The sequence below is a fragment of the Synechococcus sp. A10-1-5-9 genome (assembly GCF_047716785.1).
Classification (GTDB): Bacteria; Cyanobacteriota; Cyanobacteriia; order PCC-6307; family Cyanobiaceae; genus Synechococcus_C.
The window spans coordinates 1,227,044-1,243,306 of the sequence record NZ_CP180406.1; the positions used below are offsets into that span (position 1 = coordinate 1,227,044).

Genomic DNA, 16,263 nt, shown 5'->3' on the forward strand with positions numbered 1-16,263 from the left:
CAAATGACGCCTTGTGACCCCCACTACCAAGCCCCCATGTCCGACCTGTTCGTCGACAACCAACGATCTGCAGGACTCGTGCACCAGACCGGGGCCGACCCCCGTCAACGGGCCTGGATGGAAGTCTCCGCACAGGCTGTGGAAAAGAATGCACGAGCACTGAAAGGGATTCTGAAACCTGGCTGTGCCCTTATGGCCGTTGTCAAGGCCGACGGCTACGGGCATGGAGCTGAGACGGTCGCCAGAGCAGCCATTTGTGGAGGAGCCGCCAGCCTTGGCGTGGCCACCCTGCAGGAGGGGATTGAACTGCGACGGGCCGGGCTCGAACTCCCTGTTCTTGTGCTCGGCAACCTGATTCAGGCTGAAGACCTGCGGGCCTGCCTGCATTGGCAGCTGATGCCCACCTTGAGCAGCATGCGTGAAGCGCTGCTCTGCCAAAACCTTGCCAGCGGCAGCGGCCGTCGCTTCTCCGTTCAGCTCAAGCTGGACACAGGAATGACCCGACTCGGCTGCGACTGGCAGGACGGCAGTCGTCTCACGGCGGCCATCCAGCAACTCGACCATCTGATACTCCGTGGCGTGTACAGCCACCTCGCTATGGCCGATGGAGGTCCCGAGGGTGATGCTGAGCGCATCACTCGACTGCAGCAGGAGCGCTTTGACGCCGTGACGCGGTCCCTTCGCAGCGAAGCCCTCCAACTCCATCTCGCCAATTCAGCCGGCACGCTTCGCGACCCATCCCTTCACCATGACCAGGTGCGCGTCGGCTTGGCTCTCTATGGCCATTCACCCAGTCAGCATCTGAACCAAAGCGTGCATCTGGAACCAGCGATGGGAGTGAAGGCGCGGGTGAGCCTGATCCGCGTTGTGCCTGCAGGAGTGGGCGTGAGCTACGGACATCGTTTCATCACCAGCCGTCCCAGCCGACTGGCCGTGGTGGGCATCGGCTACGCCGATGGAGTGAGCCGTTCTCTATCCGGCCAGATCTCAGTGCTGCACGCTGGCCAACGCCTACCGCAGGTGGGTGCGATCACCATGGATCAGCTGTTGGTAGATGCCACACGACCACCCAGCTCTGGATGTGGGTGATGTGGTGACCCTTCTTGGATCTGATGGCGAGGAAGTGATTCATCCGCTGGAGTGGGCCGAACTGTCCCATACGATTCCTTGGGAAGTGCTGTGCAGCTTCAAACATCGCTTGCCCCGCTTGGTGGTCTGAAGGCACGACCTCTTGATAAGGTGGGCGAGCCGCTGGAGAGGTGGCTGAGTGTTGAAAGCGGCTCCCTGCTAAGGAGTTACAGGAGGCAACTTCTGTCGAGGGTTCGAATCCCTCCCTCTCCGTTGAATTAAACGTGATCAATCGCTGGGTGCGAAGAGCGCCAGATTGTGGGCGATAGCTGGGAGCAGAGCTTCGTCATTCGCCAGCTCTGCACCTTCGGTGAACACCACAAGCAGACTGGGAGGTTCATTGTTCAAACACCACCAGGCAGCATCGTGTCGCGCCTGGCTCATCCAACCGGCCTTGCTCCAAAGCGTGCTGACTGGGGACAGCCCTTCGCCGAGAAAGCCGTCAACCTGATTCTCTGGATCAGACGCTCTCGCCTCTGGATCCAGAGATCGCAGCAATCGATTCCGCAGGCGCTGGCAGGCCGGTGGAGAGAGGACTCCATCTGTCATCACAGCCTCCAACATGCGTGCCACTGCGGCCGTGGAGAGTGCATTTCGGTTGGAATTGCCCTCCCCGTAGAAAGCCTTTTCGCGGCCATAAGGTCCGTCACTCCAGGTTTTCTGGCAGCAGTTCACCTGGTCCAGTTCGGGCCATCCGAAATCCTTGAGCCACCGGTTCACAACCAGACGCTGTTGCTGCCACTGCTCCCAGGCCGGTGAGCGCAAGGCGGGACCACTTGGTGTCCGGTAAGAAAGTCCACAATCAAGCCGGTGGCATCGTTACTGGAGTCAGCCAGCATGTCGAGCAAAGCTCGGCGCAATTCCTCACTATCAGGAAGGACATCTCTCTCCAGCCAGTGCTCCGCTGCCACTGCATAAATCAGCTTGACAACGCTGGCTGGATACATGAGTTTCTGGTCCGCCCAAGAGGCCCCGCAACCACTGCCAGTCACTGGTATTGATTGGTCGTAGCGCACCCAGGTCACGGCGATCCGATCATGCAGACCGGGGCGGCCTTCGGCAGCGAGTCGATCGATCAGAGCAGCCAGATGCTCCTGCATCGTTGGCTCGGGGCGGTAGAACGCCATGGCACTGGCTTCAGTCAATGCCGACCCTAGGCACTCCATTGGCTCCAGATCTCATCACTCCAGGAAGCTGCTGGCAGCTCCTGAAGGACCTCAACGGTTATTCCCGTTCCCGTGGTGAAAGTCTTGCAACCCAGGCAGCTGCGGGCCGGAGTTTTCGCGTGATCACCCCTTTGGACACGCTCGGCGGCAACCGCATTCGGGTGAAACTGATTGAGGATGGCTATCCCTGCTGGCTGAATGTGGCCGATCTCGCCGGGCAGGCACGCACAACGGCTCTCCCCGGCCTCGACTGTTGACGAGTGACGCGATCGCGGCACGGATTCCTGCGGTCCTCGAATGGCTCAAGGTTGCCGCCGCTCGCCCGAATGAATACCTCTGGGGCGGAACGCTGGGCCCTGATCTCGACTGCTCAGGACTGGTGCAGTGTGTGCCTTCGCAAGTGCCGACATCTGGCTGCCCAGAGACGCTTATCAGCAGGAACGCTTTTGCGAACCCGTCGCGGTTCGGCCAGGCAATGACCAACTTCTGCGACCAGGTGATCTGATTTTTTTCGGGCGACCGCAACGCTGTACGCATGTAGCGATTCACCTCGAACGCGGCCGCTACATGCACAGCTCAGGACGGGAGCATGGACGCAATGGCATCGGCATCGACAGCCTCCATCCCAGCGACCGACACCCTGTGGCCAGTCACTACAGAGCCGAACTGCGTGGGGCTGGTCGGATCATGCGATGTCACGACGGCACCACCCTGGCTGATCTCAAAACGAATCCAAGCGCCGATTAAGTTGCTGCCATACGAGATTGATCCCCATGGCAGGGCTTGACCTTTCGGTCGTAGTGCCCCTCTACAACGAGGAAGAGAGTCTGCCAGAACTGGTCGAGCAGCTCCTCACAGCGCTGCGTCCGATCGGAGAATGCTTCGAGCTGGTGCTGGTCAACGATGGGTCGACCGATGCAACGGCTGCCGTGTTGGAGAGGATCAGCGCGGAGGTACCTGAGCTCGTAGGCGTGCTCCTGCGCAAGAACTACGGCCAGACAGCTGCAATGGCCGCAGGCTTCGATGTTGCGCAAGGCAAGGTCATCGTGAGCTTGGATGGCGACCTTCAGAACGATCCCGCCGATATCCCCCTACTGCTTGCAAAGCTTCGCGAGGGCTATGACTTGGTGAGTGGCTGGCGCCACGATCGTCAGGACGCAGAACTGCAACGCAAGCTTCCTTCCAGGATCGCCAATCGGATCATCGGGCGCGTCACGGGTGTGCGGTTGCATGACTACGGCTGTTCGCTGAAGGCCTACGACCGCGATGTGCTTGCCGACATGCGTCTCTACGGAGAGCTGCACAGGTTTCTGCCGGCGCTGGCCTTCATCGAGGGGGCAACGCATCACAGAAGTGAAGGTGAATCACCGAGCCCGCCAGTACGGCACAAGCAAGTACGGCATCGACCGCACCTTCCGGGTGCTCATGGATCTGCTCACGGTGTGGTTCATGAAGCGGTTTCTGACGCGCCCGATGTACGTGTTCGGCTTTGGAGGTCTGATTGCGATCCTGATGAGCCTGATTGCAAGCTCTTATCTGCTGGTGATCAAGCTGATGGCGACGACATCGGCACCCGACCGCTATTGATTCTGGCGGTGGTGCTTGGCCTGGCCGGCATTCAGCTGTTCTGCTTCGGGCTCCTAGGGGAACTGCTGATCCGCACGTATCACGAAAGCCAGGGACGTCCGATTTACCGCATCCGGGCCACGTTGCGAGGTGGACGAGCCTGCTGAGAGGGACTTGGACGGTTGCGCCGCGCTGCCGATCGATACCGGCGGCGGCGGCCAACACAACACGACGGTCCGAATCACGAAGGCCCCGGCGGAGCACAGGCAGCACCCGAGGGATGTCCCCAAAGCCCCGCCCGCTTGACGGCTACAAGACGCTGCTCGGGTCCGCCTTGATCCATGGCCTGGCGAAGCTCCTTCGTCAGAGCCAGCCGAGCCGCGGTTCCCAAAGGGGGCTCAAAGACCTGGTCTGCCGAAGACTCCGATACTTCGGCGGTGGCTGAGGGCTCGAGCGGCGCTGAGGCCTCACTCAGCACGGAGCCGCCGAGTTGTTGGCCCGATTGATCGCTGCAACCGAGCCCGCATCCGTACTGCGCAGCAGAGTCTTGCTTGGACGACGGCCAAGCAGCCAGAGCACAGCCACCAGCACGACTGCGGCACCACCGGCAAGAAGCTGATTCATGGAGCTTGAGCGACGGACGCGCAGGGATTGAACTTTTATGTCGCCGTTGCGGTCGGTGCGAGACCGACAGAAAGGCGCTCACTACAGTACTGGCGGACCTTTTGGCCGCTGCCATGACACGGAGAATTTGTTGCTGCCTGGATGCCCTCAGTATTCGTTCCCCTCGTAGGGATCATGGGCCCAGCTGTGGCCATGGCTTTGCTGTTCAACGTGATCGAAGCCACTGATTGATCGGCCGCGCGCCCTTCAGACCGCTTCAGAGCTCCGCACCTCAATTCATTTATCCCATGACCGTGACCCCCGTAGCCGACCCCACAGTTGGCAACCTGGCCACCCCGGTGAACAGCAGCTATTTCGCCAAGGCCTTTCTCAACGCACTTCCTGCATACAGACCTGCGCTTTCTCCCAACCGGTCGCGGTTTGGAAGTTGGCATGGCCACGGCTTTTCCTGTATGGCCCCTTCACAATCTGCGGCCCCCTGCGACTCACCGAGTACTACACCACAGCTGGATTGCTGGCCACCATTGGTTTGGTGTCTCCATCCTGACCGTGTGCCTCTCCATCTACGGAACCGCAGGCAACGGCCCCAATGTTCAGCCGGCTGACGCCACAATCGACAACCCTCCTGCCGACCTGTTCACCAAGGCCGGATGGGCCGAGTTCGCCAGTGGCTTCTGGCTCGGAGGTTGTGGTGGCGCAGCTTTTGCCTGGTTCCTCACCGGCACTGCGCTTGTCGCTCCTCTGGTGAACATCGCCGGCGGTGTCTGGAGCGTGAACTAAGCCGGTTAAGCCTGACCTCACTTCAAAATGCAATGCCCCGAATGCTCCTCAATGGCGCATTCGGGCATTCTGCTGTCAAGATCTTGACGCTTCTGAACCACTGCCGCCTTGCGGTCCATCTCCCAGCCGTTCCTGCGGCGGCCTGTGTTCACCGTCGTCTGCAGCTTGCTTGTGCTGCTGGCAGGCTCCGTTGCACTGGTGGGCCTCGGCCTTGAAGACCTTCCACAGCTGGCACCAACTCGAGTGAGTGTGAGCCCTCGTTCCCCGCGGCAAGTCCGGAAGTGGTGGAGCAGTGGTGAGCAGAGCACGGCCGTTCTCGAAAAACAGCTCAATGGTCTGGAAGGGCTTGAGAGCATGACGTCCAGCAGCCGTCAAGGCGGTGCCAGCCTCAGCCTGCGCTTCGAATCGGGCGATCCCGAGCTGAACGCGATCAAGGTTCAGAACGAAGTGAACCTGGCAAGCAGGCGACTTCTCAGGCTGTGACACGCCAAGGCCTGAACGTGAACCGTTCGACTGATGACCTCCTCCTGATTCTCGGATTCAGTGCTCCTCCAGGCCTCTACGAACCGATCTTCATCGGCGGCTGGCTCGATCAAAACCTGCAGGAGGCACTGAAAGCAACACCTGGTGTCGGCGACATCCGCGTGTTCGGCAGCAGCGAATTGCGCTTTCCGACTCTGGCTTGATCCAACCGTCTGGAGTTGTTCAACCTCTCCACCAACGACATCACCGCAGCACTGGCAGAGCAGAACGTGCTGGCCGCGATAGGGAGTCTGGGCGCGGCTCCAGCACCAGCCGGACAGCTGTTCAGCCTTCCCATCGACGCCGAAGGACGGCTCCGCAATCAAGCGGACTTTGAAGCCATGGTGGTCAAGCGCACTGAGGCGGGAGGCCTTGTGCGCCTGAAGGATGTCGGACGGGTCGAACTGGGCCAGCGCGCTTACGGCAGCAGCACCCTGAACCTTGAGGGGACAGCTCCTGTTGCGGTGGGCATTTTCCAGAGAGACGGTGCAAACGCCTTGGAGGTGAGCCGGGCTGTGATGGATGAGCTGACGCGCCTGGAGAGAAGTTTTCCTCCAGGCCTAACCATGCAGGTGATTGTGGATGTGGCCGAAACCGTACAAGCCAACCTGGATCGCACCACCGCCACACTTCGCGATGCGGTGGTGCTGGTGCTTGTGGTGCTTGTGCTGTTCCTTGGACGCTGGCGACTGGCGCTGATCCCTGGCATCGCGGTTCCCGTTGCCCTAATTGGCAGTCTGGTCGTGGTACGACTGAGCGGATCGAATCTCAACAGCCTGATCCTGTTCGGACTGGTGCTCGCCACAGGCATCGTGGTTGATGACGCCATCGTGGTCAGCGAGGACATCGCAGGGCGGATCGAAGAGGGGGCTGAACCGCAGGGTGCAGCAGAGGATGCCATGGCCGAACTGGCAGGGGCAGTGGTCGCCACATCCCTCGTCCTGGCCGCTGTGTTCCTCCCGGTGTTGCTCATACCAGGATCCATCGGTCGCCTCTATCAACCGATAGCTCTGGCCATCAGCGGGGCCATCTTGTTCTCCACATTCAACGCCCTCACATTCACCCCCATGGCCTGTGCGCGGGCGCTTGGTTCAGGGACCGGCCGCTTACCCGCGCCGATAAAACGCATCAGCCAGATGCTTCGCCATGGGATGCATCGCCTGCAGAGCTGGTATGGCAAAGCCCTGGCTCTCTGGCTCCCTCGAGGACGCATCGTTCTGGGCCTGATCCTTACGGGCTTGATGTTGACGGGTATCGGACTGGCAACGATTCCCACATCCTTCATCCCTAATGAAGATCAGGGTCAAGTGCGGGGTTATTTCACCCTGCCTGAAGGCGCCAGCCTTGAGCGCACTCAAGCGGTGATGGAACGCATCCGTCAGGTGATCGCAGAGGATCCATTGATCCGCAGCGGCAACTTCTATGCCGGCCGTTCGTTCGGCCAGAGCGGAGAAGACCGGGGTGCGTTTTATCTGCGCCTGGCCCCCTGAAGGAACGACCGGGACGCGAGAACAGCAGCGAAGCCGTGAAGAAACGCCTGAACAAGGCCCTCAGGCAACAAATCACGGATGCGAGGGTGATTGTCACCACACCCCCCACGGTGCGGGGATTCAGTAGCGAATCAGGTCTGCAGTTGGAACTTCTAGACCGCAGTGGTGGCCAGCTCAGTCTTCAGGACTTCGAAGCCCAGGCCCAACGGTTCATTCGATCAGCACGGGAGTCCGGCCGCTTCCAGAGGGTGAGCACCCGGTTTGATGCCAGTTCACCGCGATGGCGCCTCGAGATTGACAGAAGCCAGATGGCAGCTCTCGACCTGCCGGTGGGGCCGACCCTTCGCGACATCGGAACGGCCATCGGCGGCCGCTATATCGATGACACGTTCGAAGGCGGGCAGATCCGCAATATCTACGTTCAGCTGGAGGGATCCGACCGAAACACACCTGGTGACCTGACCAGCCTGATGGTGCGCAATCGCAGCGGCGAACTGGTGTCGGCGGCCAACTTTGTGACGTTGAAACGGGATTCCGGCGCCAACAGCATCACCCATTACAACCAGAACCGCTCGATCAGCATCACCGCCGTGCCGATCGATGCTGTGAGCAGTGGACAGGCGATCGACTTACTCCAAGCCCTGAGCGATCGCACAGGCGGAACCAATCTGGCCCTCACCTTCACGGGACTGGCCAAAGAAGAGACCCGGGCAGAAACCGTGACCTGGGTGCTGTTTGCCCTAGGCCTCACGGTGGTTTACCTCCTGTTGGCCGGGCTGTACGAAAGTTTCCTCGACCCTCTGATCATCCTGCTCACTGTGCCCATGGCCTTGCTCGGGGCCTTGATCGGCTTGAAGCTGCGGGGCCTCACTCTGGATGTCTATGCCCAGATGGGACTGCTCGTTCTGGTGAGCCTGGCGGCCAAGAACGGAATTCTGATCGTGGAGTTCGCCAATCAACGCCTCGAGCAAGGCATCGCCCTACTGGAGGCGATCGAAGAAGCCGCCATCAATCGGATGCGGCCAATTCTCCTCACCGCAGTCACCTCGCTGGCAGGCTTCCTGCCCCTGCTTCTGGCCAGCGGAAGCGGATCAGCCAGCCGGATCAGCATTGGAACAGTGGTCTTCAGTGGGCTACTGGTCTCCACGCTGCTGTCTCTGTTCGTGATTCCTGCGATCTATTTACAGCTCAAACGCTGGCGTGGCGTGGGGCCATCCATACCGGAACTGGATGGTTAGCAAGGTTCAAACTGATCATTCAGGGCCGGACCACCCGTCGGCGGGACGGCACAGGTCCCCCTCCCATTTGCAACGGCCACGTCCATCACGACAACTGGTGCTGGTTTCCTACTCATAGAGGCACGCAAGGCCGACGCAGAGTGAGTCGAGCGAGAAGCCTCCGAAGACTGAACGCGCTCCTGAATCTCCAGCTGCGCCAGATCAATGCGCTGGCTTGGCACGATCTGCATCATGACGTTGTAACCGGTCGCTGCAGCTGAGAGCAGAAGCACAAGTTCAAGACGGGGGGGAGTGTTGGCATGGTCTCGGCCCTGGAGAACGGAAGGGATGTATCAGTTCAGCGCCGGAAACCCGAATAAAGGTGACTAAGCCTCAACGAAAACATGACGCGGTGCATACCAAAGCCAGATCGACCGGTCCGTAATGTGGAATTTCTCTTAATACTTGAGTGATGAGCGCATGGTGAGCAGTGCGACCAAACGAGGCGCCTCATCGGAGCAAGCACAATTTTTCTCATACGGAGAAGCGGCCGATCCGATTCGCAGCGGCCTGACAGAGCTGGTGCCCTATCGGTGCTTCTCGCCTGACTTCTTCCAGGAGCCTGGCAGCTCGGTACTGCCACTGGATCTGAGTGACGTACTGGGCTGCTCGGGCCCAGCAACTGGCCCCACCCTCTGCGCCAATTTCATTCGCCTGGATCAAGGTGAATTACGAACCGCCGCAGTGGCCACCAGCCAGCTGTTCTTCGTGGCAGATGGCCGTGGTGAAACCACAGCATGCGGTCAACGCTTCGCTTGGAGCAAAGGCGACATGCTTGTGCTGCCAGCCGGTGGCGACGCCATTCACACCAGCTGTGATCGGGCTGCGATGTACTGGGTGCACGATGCCCCCCTGCTCAGACATCTGGGGGTCGCACCGAGCCAAGCTCGCTTCGAACCAACCTTCTACAGCCATCAGGACAGTCAGCAGAAGCTCGCTGAGATCGCTGGCAGCCCCAGTGGTGCGAGGGCCAACCGAGTGAGTGTGCTTCTCGGGAACAGCTCGTTTCCCCAGTCACGCACGGTGAGCCACACCCTCTGGGCCATGCTCGGCATTCTTCCGGCGAACCAGGAGCAGATGCCCCACCGGCATCAGTCCATCGCCTTGGACTTCGCAGTGGCTTGTGAACCCGGCTGCTACACCCTGATTGGGACAAAGCTCGATGAACAGGGGCGGATCATCAACCCGCATCGGGAGGACTGGGTCCCAGGTGCAGCCTTCGTCACTCCACCGGGCTACTGGCATTCCCATCACAACGAATCCGGTGCGGACGCATACGTGCTGCCGATCCAGGATGCTGGACTGCATACCTATCTGCGCACGCTCGACATCCGTTTCAGCGGCTGATTGCCATTAAAAAATCCCGTCCGGAGAACCGGACGGGAACGAACATGAGGAACGACTGCTGACTTAAGAAGCAGCTCTTTTGGATCAACCGAACTTGCCAGAGGTCGAGGCGATCAGGAATGCGGCATACGTGAGGATGTAGCCGATCGTGAAGTGGGCGAGACCCACAACACGGGCCTGAACGATGGAGAGCGCAACAGGCTTGTCACGCCAGCCAACAAGGTTGGCCAGAGGCGTGCGCTGGTGAGCCCAGACGATGGTCTCGATCAGCTCCTGCCAATAACCACGCCAAGAGATCAGGAACATGAAACCGGTGGCCCACACCAGGTGACCGAACAGGAACATCCAGGCCCAGACGGCAAGGTTGTTACTGCCGAACGGGTTGTAACCGTTGATCAGCTGGGAGGAATTGAGCCAGAGGTAATCGCGGAACCAGCCCATCAGGTAGGTGCTGGATTCGTTGAACTGAGCCACGTTGCCCTGCCAGATGGCGAGGTGCTTCCAGTGCCAGTAGAAGGTGACCCAACCCACGGTGTTCAATGCCCAGAAGACAGCCAGATAGAAGGCGTCCCAGGCTGAGATGTCGCAGGTGCCTCCACGACCGGGGCCGTCGCAGGGGAAGGAGTAGCCGAAGTCCTTCTTATCGGGCATCAGCTTGGACCCACGTGCATCCAGTGCACCCTTCACAAGGATCAGGGTGGTGGTGTGCAGTCCTAGAGCGATGGCGTGGTGAACAAGGAAGTCACCAGGGCCGATGGGCAGGAACAGATCATTGCTGCCGCGCACACCGTTAATGGCGTCCATCCAGCCACCCATGTAGGCAGCATTGGCATTGGCTGCAACACCACCGGAATTGGCAAGCAGAACGTCGAAGCCATAGATCGCCTTACCCGACGCGGCTTGAACGAACTGAGCGAAGACGGGCTCCACCAGGATCTGCTTCTCGGGGGTACCGAAAGCCACGACCACATCGTTGTGAACGTAAAGGCCGAGGGTGTGGAAACCGAGGAAGAGAGAAACCCAGCTGAGGTGGCTGATGATCGCTTCCTTGTGCTCGAGCATCCGAGCCAGGACGTTGTCCTTGTTGGCTTCGGGGTCGTAGTCACGGATGAAGAAGATCGCACCGTGAGCAAAGGCACCGCACATCAAGAAGATGGCGATGTACTGGTGATGGGTGTACAGCGCAGCTTGGGTTGTGTAGTCCTTCGCGATGAAGGCATACGACGGCATCGCATACATGTGCTGAGCCACCAGAGAGGTGACAACGCCAAGGGATGCGAGGGCCAGACCGAGCTGGAAGTGCAGGCTGTTGTTGATGGTGTCGTAAAGACCCTTGTGGCCTGCGCCCAGATCTCCAGGGGTTCCCTGAGGGGGGTTGTGGGCTTCGAGGATCTCGCGGATCGAGTGACCGATGCCGAAATTCGTCCGATACATGTGGCCAGCGATCACGAAGATCACGCCGATGGCCAGATGGTGATGGGCGATGTCGGTGAGCCAGAGAGCCTCGGTCTGAGGGTGGAAACCACCCAGGAAGGTGAGGATCGCGGTGCCGGATCCTTCTGAGGTTCCGAACACCTGGCCCATGGTGTCGGGATTCTGGGCATACACACCCCAGTTGCCGGTGAAGAAGGGTCCCAGACCGGCGGGGTGGGGCATCACGTTGAGGAAGTTGTCCCAACCAACGTGCTGACCGCGGGACTCAGGAATCGCCACGTGAACCAGGTGACCGGTCCAGGCGATGGAGCTGAAGCCGAAGAGAACAGCCAGGTGGTGGTTCAGGCGGGATTCCGCGTTTTTGAACCAAGCCAGAGAGGGGCGGAACTTGGGCTGGAGGTGAAGCCAACCGGCGAACAGGGCCCAAGCTGACAGGATCATCATGAAGATGGAGCCCTGATACAGCTCGGCATTGGTGGTCATGCCGATTGTGTAGAACCAGTGATACAAGCCCGAGTAGGCGATGTTCACCGGGGAGGAAGCACCCGCTTGGGTGAAGGCGTCAATGGCACCTTGACCGAAGTGGGGGTCCCAGATTGCGTGAGCGATGGGGCGCACGTGCAGAGGGTCGGCGACCCACTGCTCGAAGTTGCCCTGCCAGGCGATGTGGAACAGGTTGCCCGAAACCCACAGGCCGATGATCGCGAGATGGCCGAAATGGGTGGAGAAGAGCTTTTGGTAAAGCTTCTCCTCCGTCATTCCGTCATGGCTCTCGAAGTCGTGAGCCGTGGCGATCCCGTACCAGATGCGGCGGGTTGTCGGGTCCTGTGCCAGACCCTGGCTGAACGAAGGAAATTTCGTTGCCATTAGAGGGAAAGGTCAGGAGAGGTCAGCCGACCACAAGGATGTGGGCGTGGAAGAAGGCCCATGTGGTCGCAATGCCGCCCAAGAGGTAATGAGCGACACCCACGGCACGGCCCTGGGTGATGGACAGCGCACGGGGCTGGATGGCCGGGGCCACCTTCAGCTTGTTGTGAGCCCAGACGATGGACTCGATCAGCTCCTGCCAGTAGCCGCGGCCGCTGAACAGGAACATGAGGCTGAAGGCCCAGACGAAGTGAGCACCAAGGAACATCAGGCCATAGGCGCTGGTGTTGGAGCCGTAGCTGTTGATCACCTGAGCGGCCTGAGCCCACAGGAAGTCACGCAGCCAGCCATTGATGGTGATGGCGCTGTTGGCGAAATTGCCGTTAGTGATGTGCTGCACGGAACCGTCAGCATTCACCGTTCCCCAGACATCGCTCTGCATCTTCCAAGAGAAGTGGAAGATCACGATGGACAGGGAGTTGTACATCCAGAACAGACCCAGGAACACGTGGTCCCATGCGGACACCTGGCAGGTGCCACCACGGCCGGGGCCGTCACAGGGGAAACGGAAGCCGAGGTTGGCCTTGTCAGGGATGAGGCGGGAGTTACGGGCGTAGAGCACACCCTTGAGCAGGATCAACACCGTCACGTGAATCGTGAAGGCGTGGATGTGGTGCACCATGAAATCGGCGGTGCCCAGGGGGATCGGCGCTGCGGCGACCTTGCCGCCAACGGCAACGACAGATCCGTTGAACACCTCGCTCACACCTGCAAGGGCGTTGGGAGCGGTGGTGCCGGCAGCAGCGGCATGCAGACCCTGAATCCATTGAGCGAACACAGGCTTCAGCTGAATTGCTGAATCACTGAACATGTCCTGGGGACGCCCCAGAGCACGCATGGTGTCGTTGTGGATGTAGAGGCCGAAGCTATGGAAGCCAAGCCAGATGCACACCCAGTTGAGGTGGCTGATCAAGGCATCGCGAGCTTTCAAAACCCTGTCCAGCACGTTGTCGACATGCTTGGCAGGGTCGTAATCGCGGATCATCGCGATAGCGGCGTGAGCTGCAGCACCGACGATCAGGAAGCCACCAATCCACATGTGATGGGTGAACAAACCGATCTGAGTCGGATAGTCGATTGACATGTAGGCGTAGGGAGGCATCGCATACATGTGCTGAGCCACGATGATGCTCAGGGAGCCGAGCATGGCGAGGTTCACAGCCAGCTGGGCGTGCCAGCTCGTAGTCATGAACTCGAACAGACCGTCATGGCCCTTCGTGGCAGGGAACAGCAGGGGATCACCCTTCTGTCCTTCGAGAATCTCCTTGATGGAGTGACCGATGCCCCAGTTCGTGCGGTACATGTGACCGGCGACGATGAACAGCACCGCGATCGCAAGATGGTGATGAGCGATGTCGCTCATCCACATGCTGCCGGTGACTGGGTTCAGACCACCCTTGAAGGTGAGAAAATCGCTGTAGGCAGCCCAGTTACCCGAGAAGAAAGCACCGATACCGGCACCAAATCCGGGATACAGCTGCGCCAGCAGATCCTGATTGAAGAATTCATGCGGCAGGGGAATGTCCGCAACAGAAGCGATGGTCTTGCCATTAAGCACCAGCGGCTGGCCGGCGTCGATGGCATCCATCAGCTTGGTGGTGGGCAGGGACACATGGAGAAGGTGACCTGTCCAGGACAGTGACCCGAGGCCGAGCAGTCCAGCGAGGTGGTGGTTGAGCATCGACTCAACGTTCTGGAACCACTCCAGCTTTGGAGCTGCTTTGTGATAATGGAAAACGCCTGCATTCAGCATCAGGCCAGCCATCACCAGAGCGCCGATGGCAAGAGACATCAGCTGCGTTTCGTTGGTGATGCCCCAGGCACGCCAAACATGGAAGAGACCTGAGGTGATCTGGATGCCCTGGAAACCGGCACCCATATCGCCGTTGAGGATCTCCTGGCCGAACACCGGCCACACCACCTGAGCGCTGGGCTTCACGTGGGTGGGGTCGGCAAGCCAACCGGAGAAGTTGGAGAAGCGGGCGCCATGGAAGAAAGCGCCGCTCAGCCAGATGAAGATGACGGCCAGATGGCCGAAGTGAGCACTGAAGATCTTCCGAGAGACCTCCTCAAGGTCACTCGTGTGGCTGTCGAAATCGTGAGCATTGGCGTGGAGGTTCCAAACCCAGGTGGTGGTTTTGGGACCTTTCGCGAGAGCACGGTCGAAGTGTCCGGGCTTGCCGAACAGCTCAAAGGTTGCTGGATTGTCAACCTTTTCGACCTGAGTCTTCGCGGTGCTCCCACGCTCTGGTGGGCTGATGGTCATCGAGTCGTTCCTCGAGGGACGGGATCGAGGTGGTGGGCCACCCCTCCGATGAACAAATGTTCACCGGGGCCACGAACGCAGCTCCGCAGAGCGTCACCACGTCCGGGCGCCAATGGCGCCAGGGGCGCAAACCCCTGACGACCACTGGAGCGCTGGGCCCCAAAGAGGGGACCGCTGGCGGAAGCATAGGGGCGCAGATGCACAGAAGACCCCATTGAGTTACAAAGGTTCAATCCGGCTGCGCGCCTGTCTGGGCCTGACATCTTCACGCAGCTCGCTATCAACAGAAAGGTACAATTCACACCAAAAATTATTCACGCAAGGGCAAATAAATCCCACTAAATAACACAGACGACACCAAATCTCCCTGGTCCCGGCATGAGCATCCAGAATGATCTGAACTCGGATATGCCCCCATGACGGCTTCGGGCCGATTTCAATTCCGTCTCCGCTGGATCACTGCCCTCATTTGCATCCTGGTGCTGGTCACCAATGCAAAGCCGGCTTCGGCCTGGGGTTGGGGACGGATAGGGGCCATGGACGCAGGGTCCGCGAGGGATCCCGTGAATCCCACTGCCCCAGCCGGGCGCCTACAGGAAGTGGCTCCTCCAGGCGGGGTACAGCAGCTACAAGCAGCACTCTCTGACCGTCACCCTCAGTTGAAACTGATCAGCCCGGCCGATGGCACGGTGCTCCAGCCCGGCCAACAAACCCTGGAGCTGCAGGTGAGCGACTGGCCATTAGCGGAAGATCCTGAGCTCGGCCTGGGAGCCCATGTGGCGCTGCAGATCGATGATCAGCCCCCGCTTCGATTCAGCGAAGCTGGAAACGGACGCCTACACATTCAATTTCCAGCGCTCACACCGGGCAGCCATCGTTTCACGGCCTATGCAGCCACGCCCTGGGGGGAAGCAGTGAAAGCCCCGGGAGCCAGCCTGCAATGGCGGTTTGATCAGCTTCAAGGGCTTGCAGACACTCAGCCAGCTCCGGATTCCCCCTGGCTTGCCATGGTCAGCCCGGCAGACCTTGGCAGCGGGGAACCGCTTCTTCTGGACTGGCTGATTTGGAACGCGCCGCTGCAGAACCTGCGCGAAGGAGACGGTCGATGGAGGCTCCGGATCTCCGTCAATGGAGACAGTTTCCTGGTCGACCGACAGGATGCCCTCTGGATCAAGGGCAGCGGCAGCGGTCACGGACTCGTTCAGATGGAACTGCTGAATGGCCTGGGTGAGCCAATGAGCCCTGTGTTCAACAACCAACTCCGGGCGATTCCCCACAGCTCCGGATCCCGTCCCATCTGGATGCAATCCCGGCTCAGCGACGAGCAGGTCTCCCGCCTGCTGGGAGACATTGTCATGAAGGAAGAATCGCCCACCCCTGAGCAGGCAGCACAAGCGGTGCTCTCTGATGAGCCGGAGCCGGAACCCGCAACAGAACCGCAGGTTGCTCAGGAACCAGTCGAGCTCGAGCCAATGGTCGAGCGCATCAAGGAAGCGACCGTCCCGGAAGCCACCTCTGCAGAAAATCCAAGTTCAGAAGAGGCATACCCCGAAAAAGCCGCCCCCGAGGACGTACCCCCCATCGCCCAAAGCGCCCCTGAACCACCGCCGCAACAGGAAACACCGCAGGCAGCACCATCCAGCAGCCTGGGAGGATCAGCAAGGGAGCTGTTGAACGCTGATGGCACCCAGCGCTGACCATCCGAGGCTGCAATTCTGAACGACACGTCTTTTCGA

10 protein-coding genes, 1 tRNA gene and 8 pseudogenes are annotated in these 16,263 nt (G+C 60.0%); 13 read left to right on the plus strand and 6 right to left on the minus strand.

Annotation, left to right across the window (positions count from 1 at the left end; genetic code table 11):
• Positions 1 to 36 precede the first annotated feature (36 nt).
• Positions 37 to 1,219 (plus strand): annotated as a pseudogene (gene alr, locus ACLM45_RS07055) (alanine racemase).
• 34 nt (positions 1,220 to 1,253) lie between these two features.
• Positions 1,254 to 1,341, plus strand: a tRNA-Ser gene (locus ACLM45_RS07060).
• A 15-nt stretch (positions 1,342 to 1,356) separates the two neighbouring features.
• Here ACLM45_RS07060 and ACLM45_RS07065 read toward each other — a convergent pair.
• Positions 1,357 to 2,255, minus strand: a pseudogene (locus tag ACLM45_RS07065) (serine hydrolase).
• A 17-nt stretch (positions 2,256 to 2,272) separates the two neighbouring features.
• Between ACLM45_RS07065 and ACLM45_RS07070 the strand changes: the two are divergent.
• Together ACLM45_RS07070 and ACLM45_RS07075 are read left to right on the plus strand one after the other, a co-directional pair.
• A pseudogene (locus ACLM45_RS07070) lies at positions 2,273 to 3,041 on the plus strand (NlpC/P60 family protein).
• Between the two features lie 26 nt (positions 3,042 to 3,067).
• Positions 3,068 to 4,027 (plus strand): annotated as a pseudogene (locus ACLM45_RS07075) (glycosyltransferase family 2 protein).
• A gap of 74 nt (positions 4,028 to 4,101) precedes the next feature.
• Here ACLM45_RS07075 and ACLM45_RS07080 read toward each other — a convergent pair.
• Positions 4,102 to 4,338, minus strand: a complete 237-nt coding sequence (locus ACLM45_RS07080) for a hypothetical protein (RefSeq protein WP_415411249.1) — start codon at positions 4,336 to 4,338, stop codon at positions 4,102 to 4,104.
• Positions 4,332 to 4,484, minus strand: coding sequence for a hypothetical protein (locus ACLM45_RS07085; protein ID WP_415411250.1), 153 nt, complete (start codon positions 4,482 to 4,484; stop codon positions 4,332 to 4,334). Before ACLM45_RS07085 ends, ACLM45_RS07080 begins: the two co-directional genes overlap by 7 nt.
• Before the next feature lie 141 nt (positions 4,485 to 4,625).
• Here ACLM45_RS07085 and psaI point away from each other — a divergent pair, with 141 nt between their 5' ends.
• The 8 genes and pseudogenes from psaI (at position 4,626) to ACLM45_RS07125 (ending at position 9,900) form a co-directional block, all read left to right on the plus strand.
• The gene (psaI, locus tag ACLM45_RS07090; protein WP_415411251.1) at positions 4,626 to 4,715 is read left to right on the plus strand and encodes a photosystem I reaction center subunit VIII; all 90 of its coding nucleotides are present in this window, start codon (positions 4,626 to 4,628) and stop codon (positions 4,713 to 4,715) included.
• A 56-nt stretch (positions 4,716 to 4,771) separates the two neighbouring features.
• Positions 4,772 to 4,840, plus strand: a pseudogene (locus ACLM45_RS07095) (photosystem I reaction center protein subunit XI); the annotation flags it as partial.
• Positions 4,841 to 4,911: 71 nt separating this feature from the next.
• Positions 4,912 to 4,977 (plus strand): annotated as a pseudogene (locus ACLM45_RS07100) (hypothetical protein); the annotation flags it as partial.
• A pseudogene (locus ACLM45_RS07105) lies at positions 4,950 to 5,264 on the plus strand (photosystem I reaction center subunit XI); the annotation flags it as partial. The pseudogenes ACLM45_RS07100 and ACLM45_RS07105, both read left to right, overlap by 28 nt.
• A 108-nt stretch (positions 5,265 to 5,372) precedes the next feature.
• Positions 5,373 to 5,747 carry an efflux RND transporter permease subunit gene (locus ACLM45_RS07110; protein ID WP_415411252.1) on the plus strand — a complete coding sequence of 125 codons (375 nt, stop codon included), beginning with the start codon at positions 5,373 to 5,375 and terminating at the stop codon, positions 5,745 to 5,747.
• A gap of 17 nt (positions 5,748 to 5,764) precedes the next feature.
• Positions 5,765 to 5,950, plus strand: coding sequence for a hypothetical protein (locus tag ACLM45_RS07115; RefSeq protein WP_415411253.1), 186 nt, complete (start codon positions 5,765 to 5,767; stop codon positions 5,948 to 5,950).
• Between the two features lie 15 nt (positions 5,951 to 5,965).
• Positions 5,966 to 8,514 (plus strand): annotated as a pseudogene (locus ACLM45_RS07120) (efflux RND transporter permease subunit).
• A 459-nt stretch (positions 8,515 to 8,973) separates the two neighbouring features.
• Positions 8,974 to 9,900, plus strand: coding sequence for a cupin (locus ACLM45_RS07125; protein WP_415411254.1), 927 nt, complete (start codon positions 8,974 to 8,976; stop codon positions 9,898 to 9,900).
• A gap of 84 nt (positions 9,901 to 9,984) precedes the next feature.
• On the opposite strand, the gene psaB is transcribed toward ACLM45_RS07125, so the two are convergent.
• The 3 genes from psaB to ACLM45_RS07140 are packed head-to-tail and all read right to left on the minus strand — an operon-like array spanning position 9,985 to position 14,742.
• Positions 9,985 to 12,201: a photosystem I core protein PsaB gene (gene psaB, locus ACLM45_RS07130; protein WP_006042246.1), complete on the minus strand. Its 2,217-nt coding sequence runs from the start codon at positions 12,199 to 12,201 to the stop codon at positions 9,985 to 9,987.
• Between the two features lie 22 nt (positions 12,202 to 12,223).
• Positions 12,224 to 14,527: a photosystem I core protein PsaA gene (psaA, locus tag ACLM45_RS07135; protein WP_006042247.1), complete on the minus strand. Its 2,304-nt coding sequence runs from the start codon at positions 14,525 to 14,527 to the stop codon at positions 12,224 to 12,226.
• The gene (locus tag ACLM45_RS07140) at positions 14,524 to 14,742 is read right to left on the minus strand and encodes a hypothetical protein (RefSeq protein ID WP_415411255.1); all 219 of its coding nucleotides are present in this window, start codon (positions 14,740 to 14,742) and stop codon (positions 14,524 to 14,526) included. Before ACLM45_RS07140 ends, psaA begins: the two co-directional genes overlap by 4 nt.
• Before the next feature lie 201 nt (positions 14,743 to 14,943).
• Here ACLM45_RS07140 and ACLM45_RS07145 point away from each other — a divergent pair, with 201 nt between their 5' ends.
• Positions 14,944 to 16,224: a hypothetical protein gene (locus tag ACLM45_RS07145; protein ID WP_415411256.1), complete on the plus strand. Its 1,281-nt coding sequence runs from the start codon at positions 14,944 to 14,946 to the stop codon at positions 16,222 to 16,224.
• Positions 16,225 to 16,263: the final 39 nt, after the last annotated feature.

What these genes read in the sequence shown, in the direction of transcription:
- ACLM45_RS07145 (WP_415411256.1), top strand. Translation starts at nt 14,944, where the DNA reads ATGACGGCTTCGGGCCGATTTCAATTCCGTCTCCGCTGGATCACTGCC.
- ACLM45_RS07125 (WP_415411254.1), top strand. Translation starts at nt 8,974, where the DNA reads ATGGTGAGCAGTGCGACCAAACGAGGCGCCTCATCGGAGCAAGCACAA.
- psaA (WP_006042247.1), bottom strand. Translation starts at nt 14,527, where the DNA reads ATGACCATCAGCCCACCAGAGCGTGGGAGCACCGCGAAGACTCAGGTC.
- ACLM45_RS07140 (WP_415411255.1), bottom strand. Translation starts at nt 14,742, where the DNA reads ATGGGGTCTTCTGTGCATCTGCGCCCCTATGCTTCCGCCAGCGGTCCC.
- psaB (WP_006042246.1), bottom strand. Translation starts at nt 12,201, where the DNA reads ATGGCAACGAAATTTCCTTCGTTCAGCCAGGGTCTGGCACAGGACCCG.
- psaI (WP_415411251.1), top strand. Translation starts at nt 4,626, where the DNA reads ATGCCCTCAGTATTCGTTCCCCTCGTAGGGATCATGGGCCCAGCTGTG.
- ACLM45_RS07085 (WP_415411250.1), bottom strand. Translation starts at nt 4,484, where the DNA reads ATGAATCAGCTTCTTGCCGGTGGTGCCGCAGTCGTGCTGGTGGCTGTG.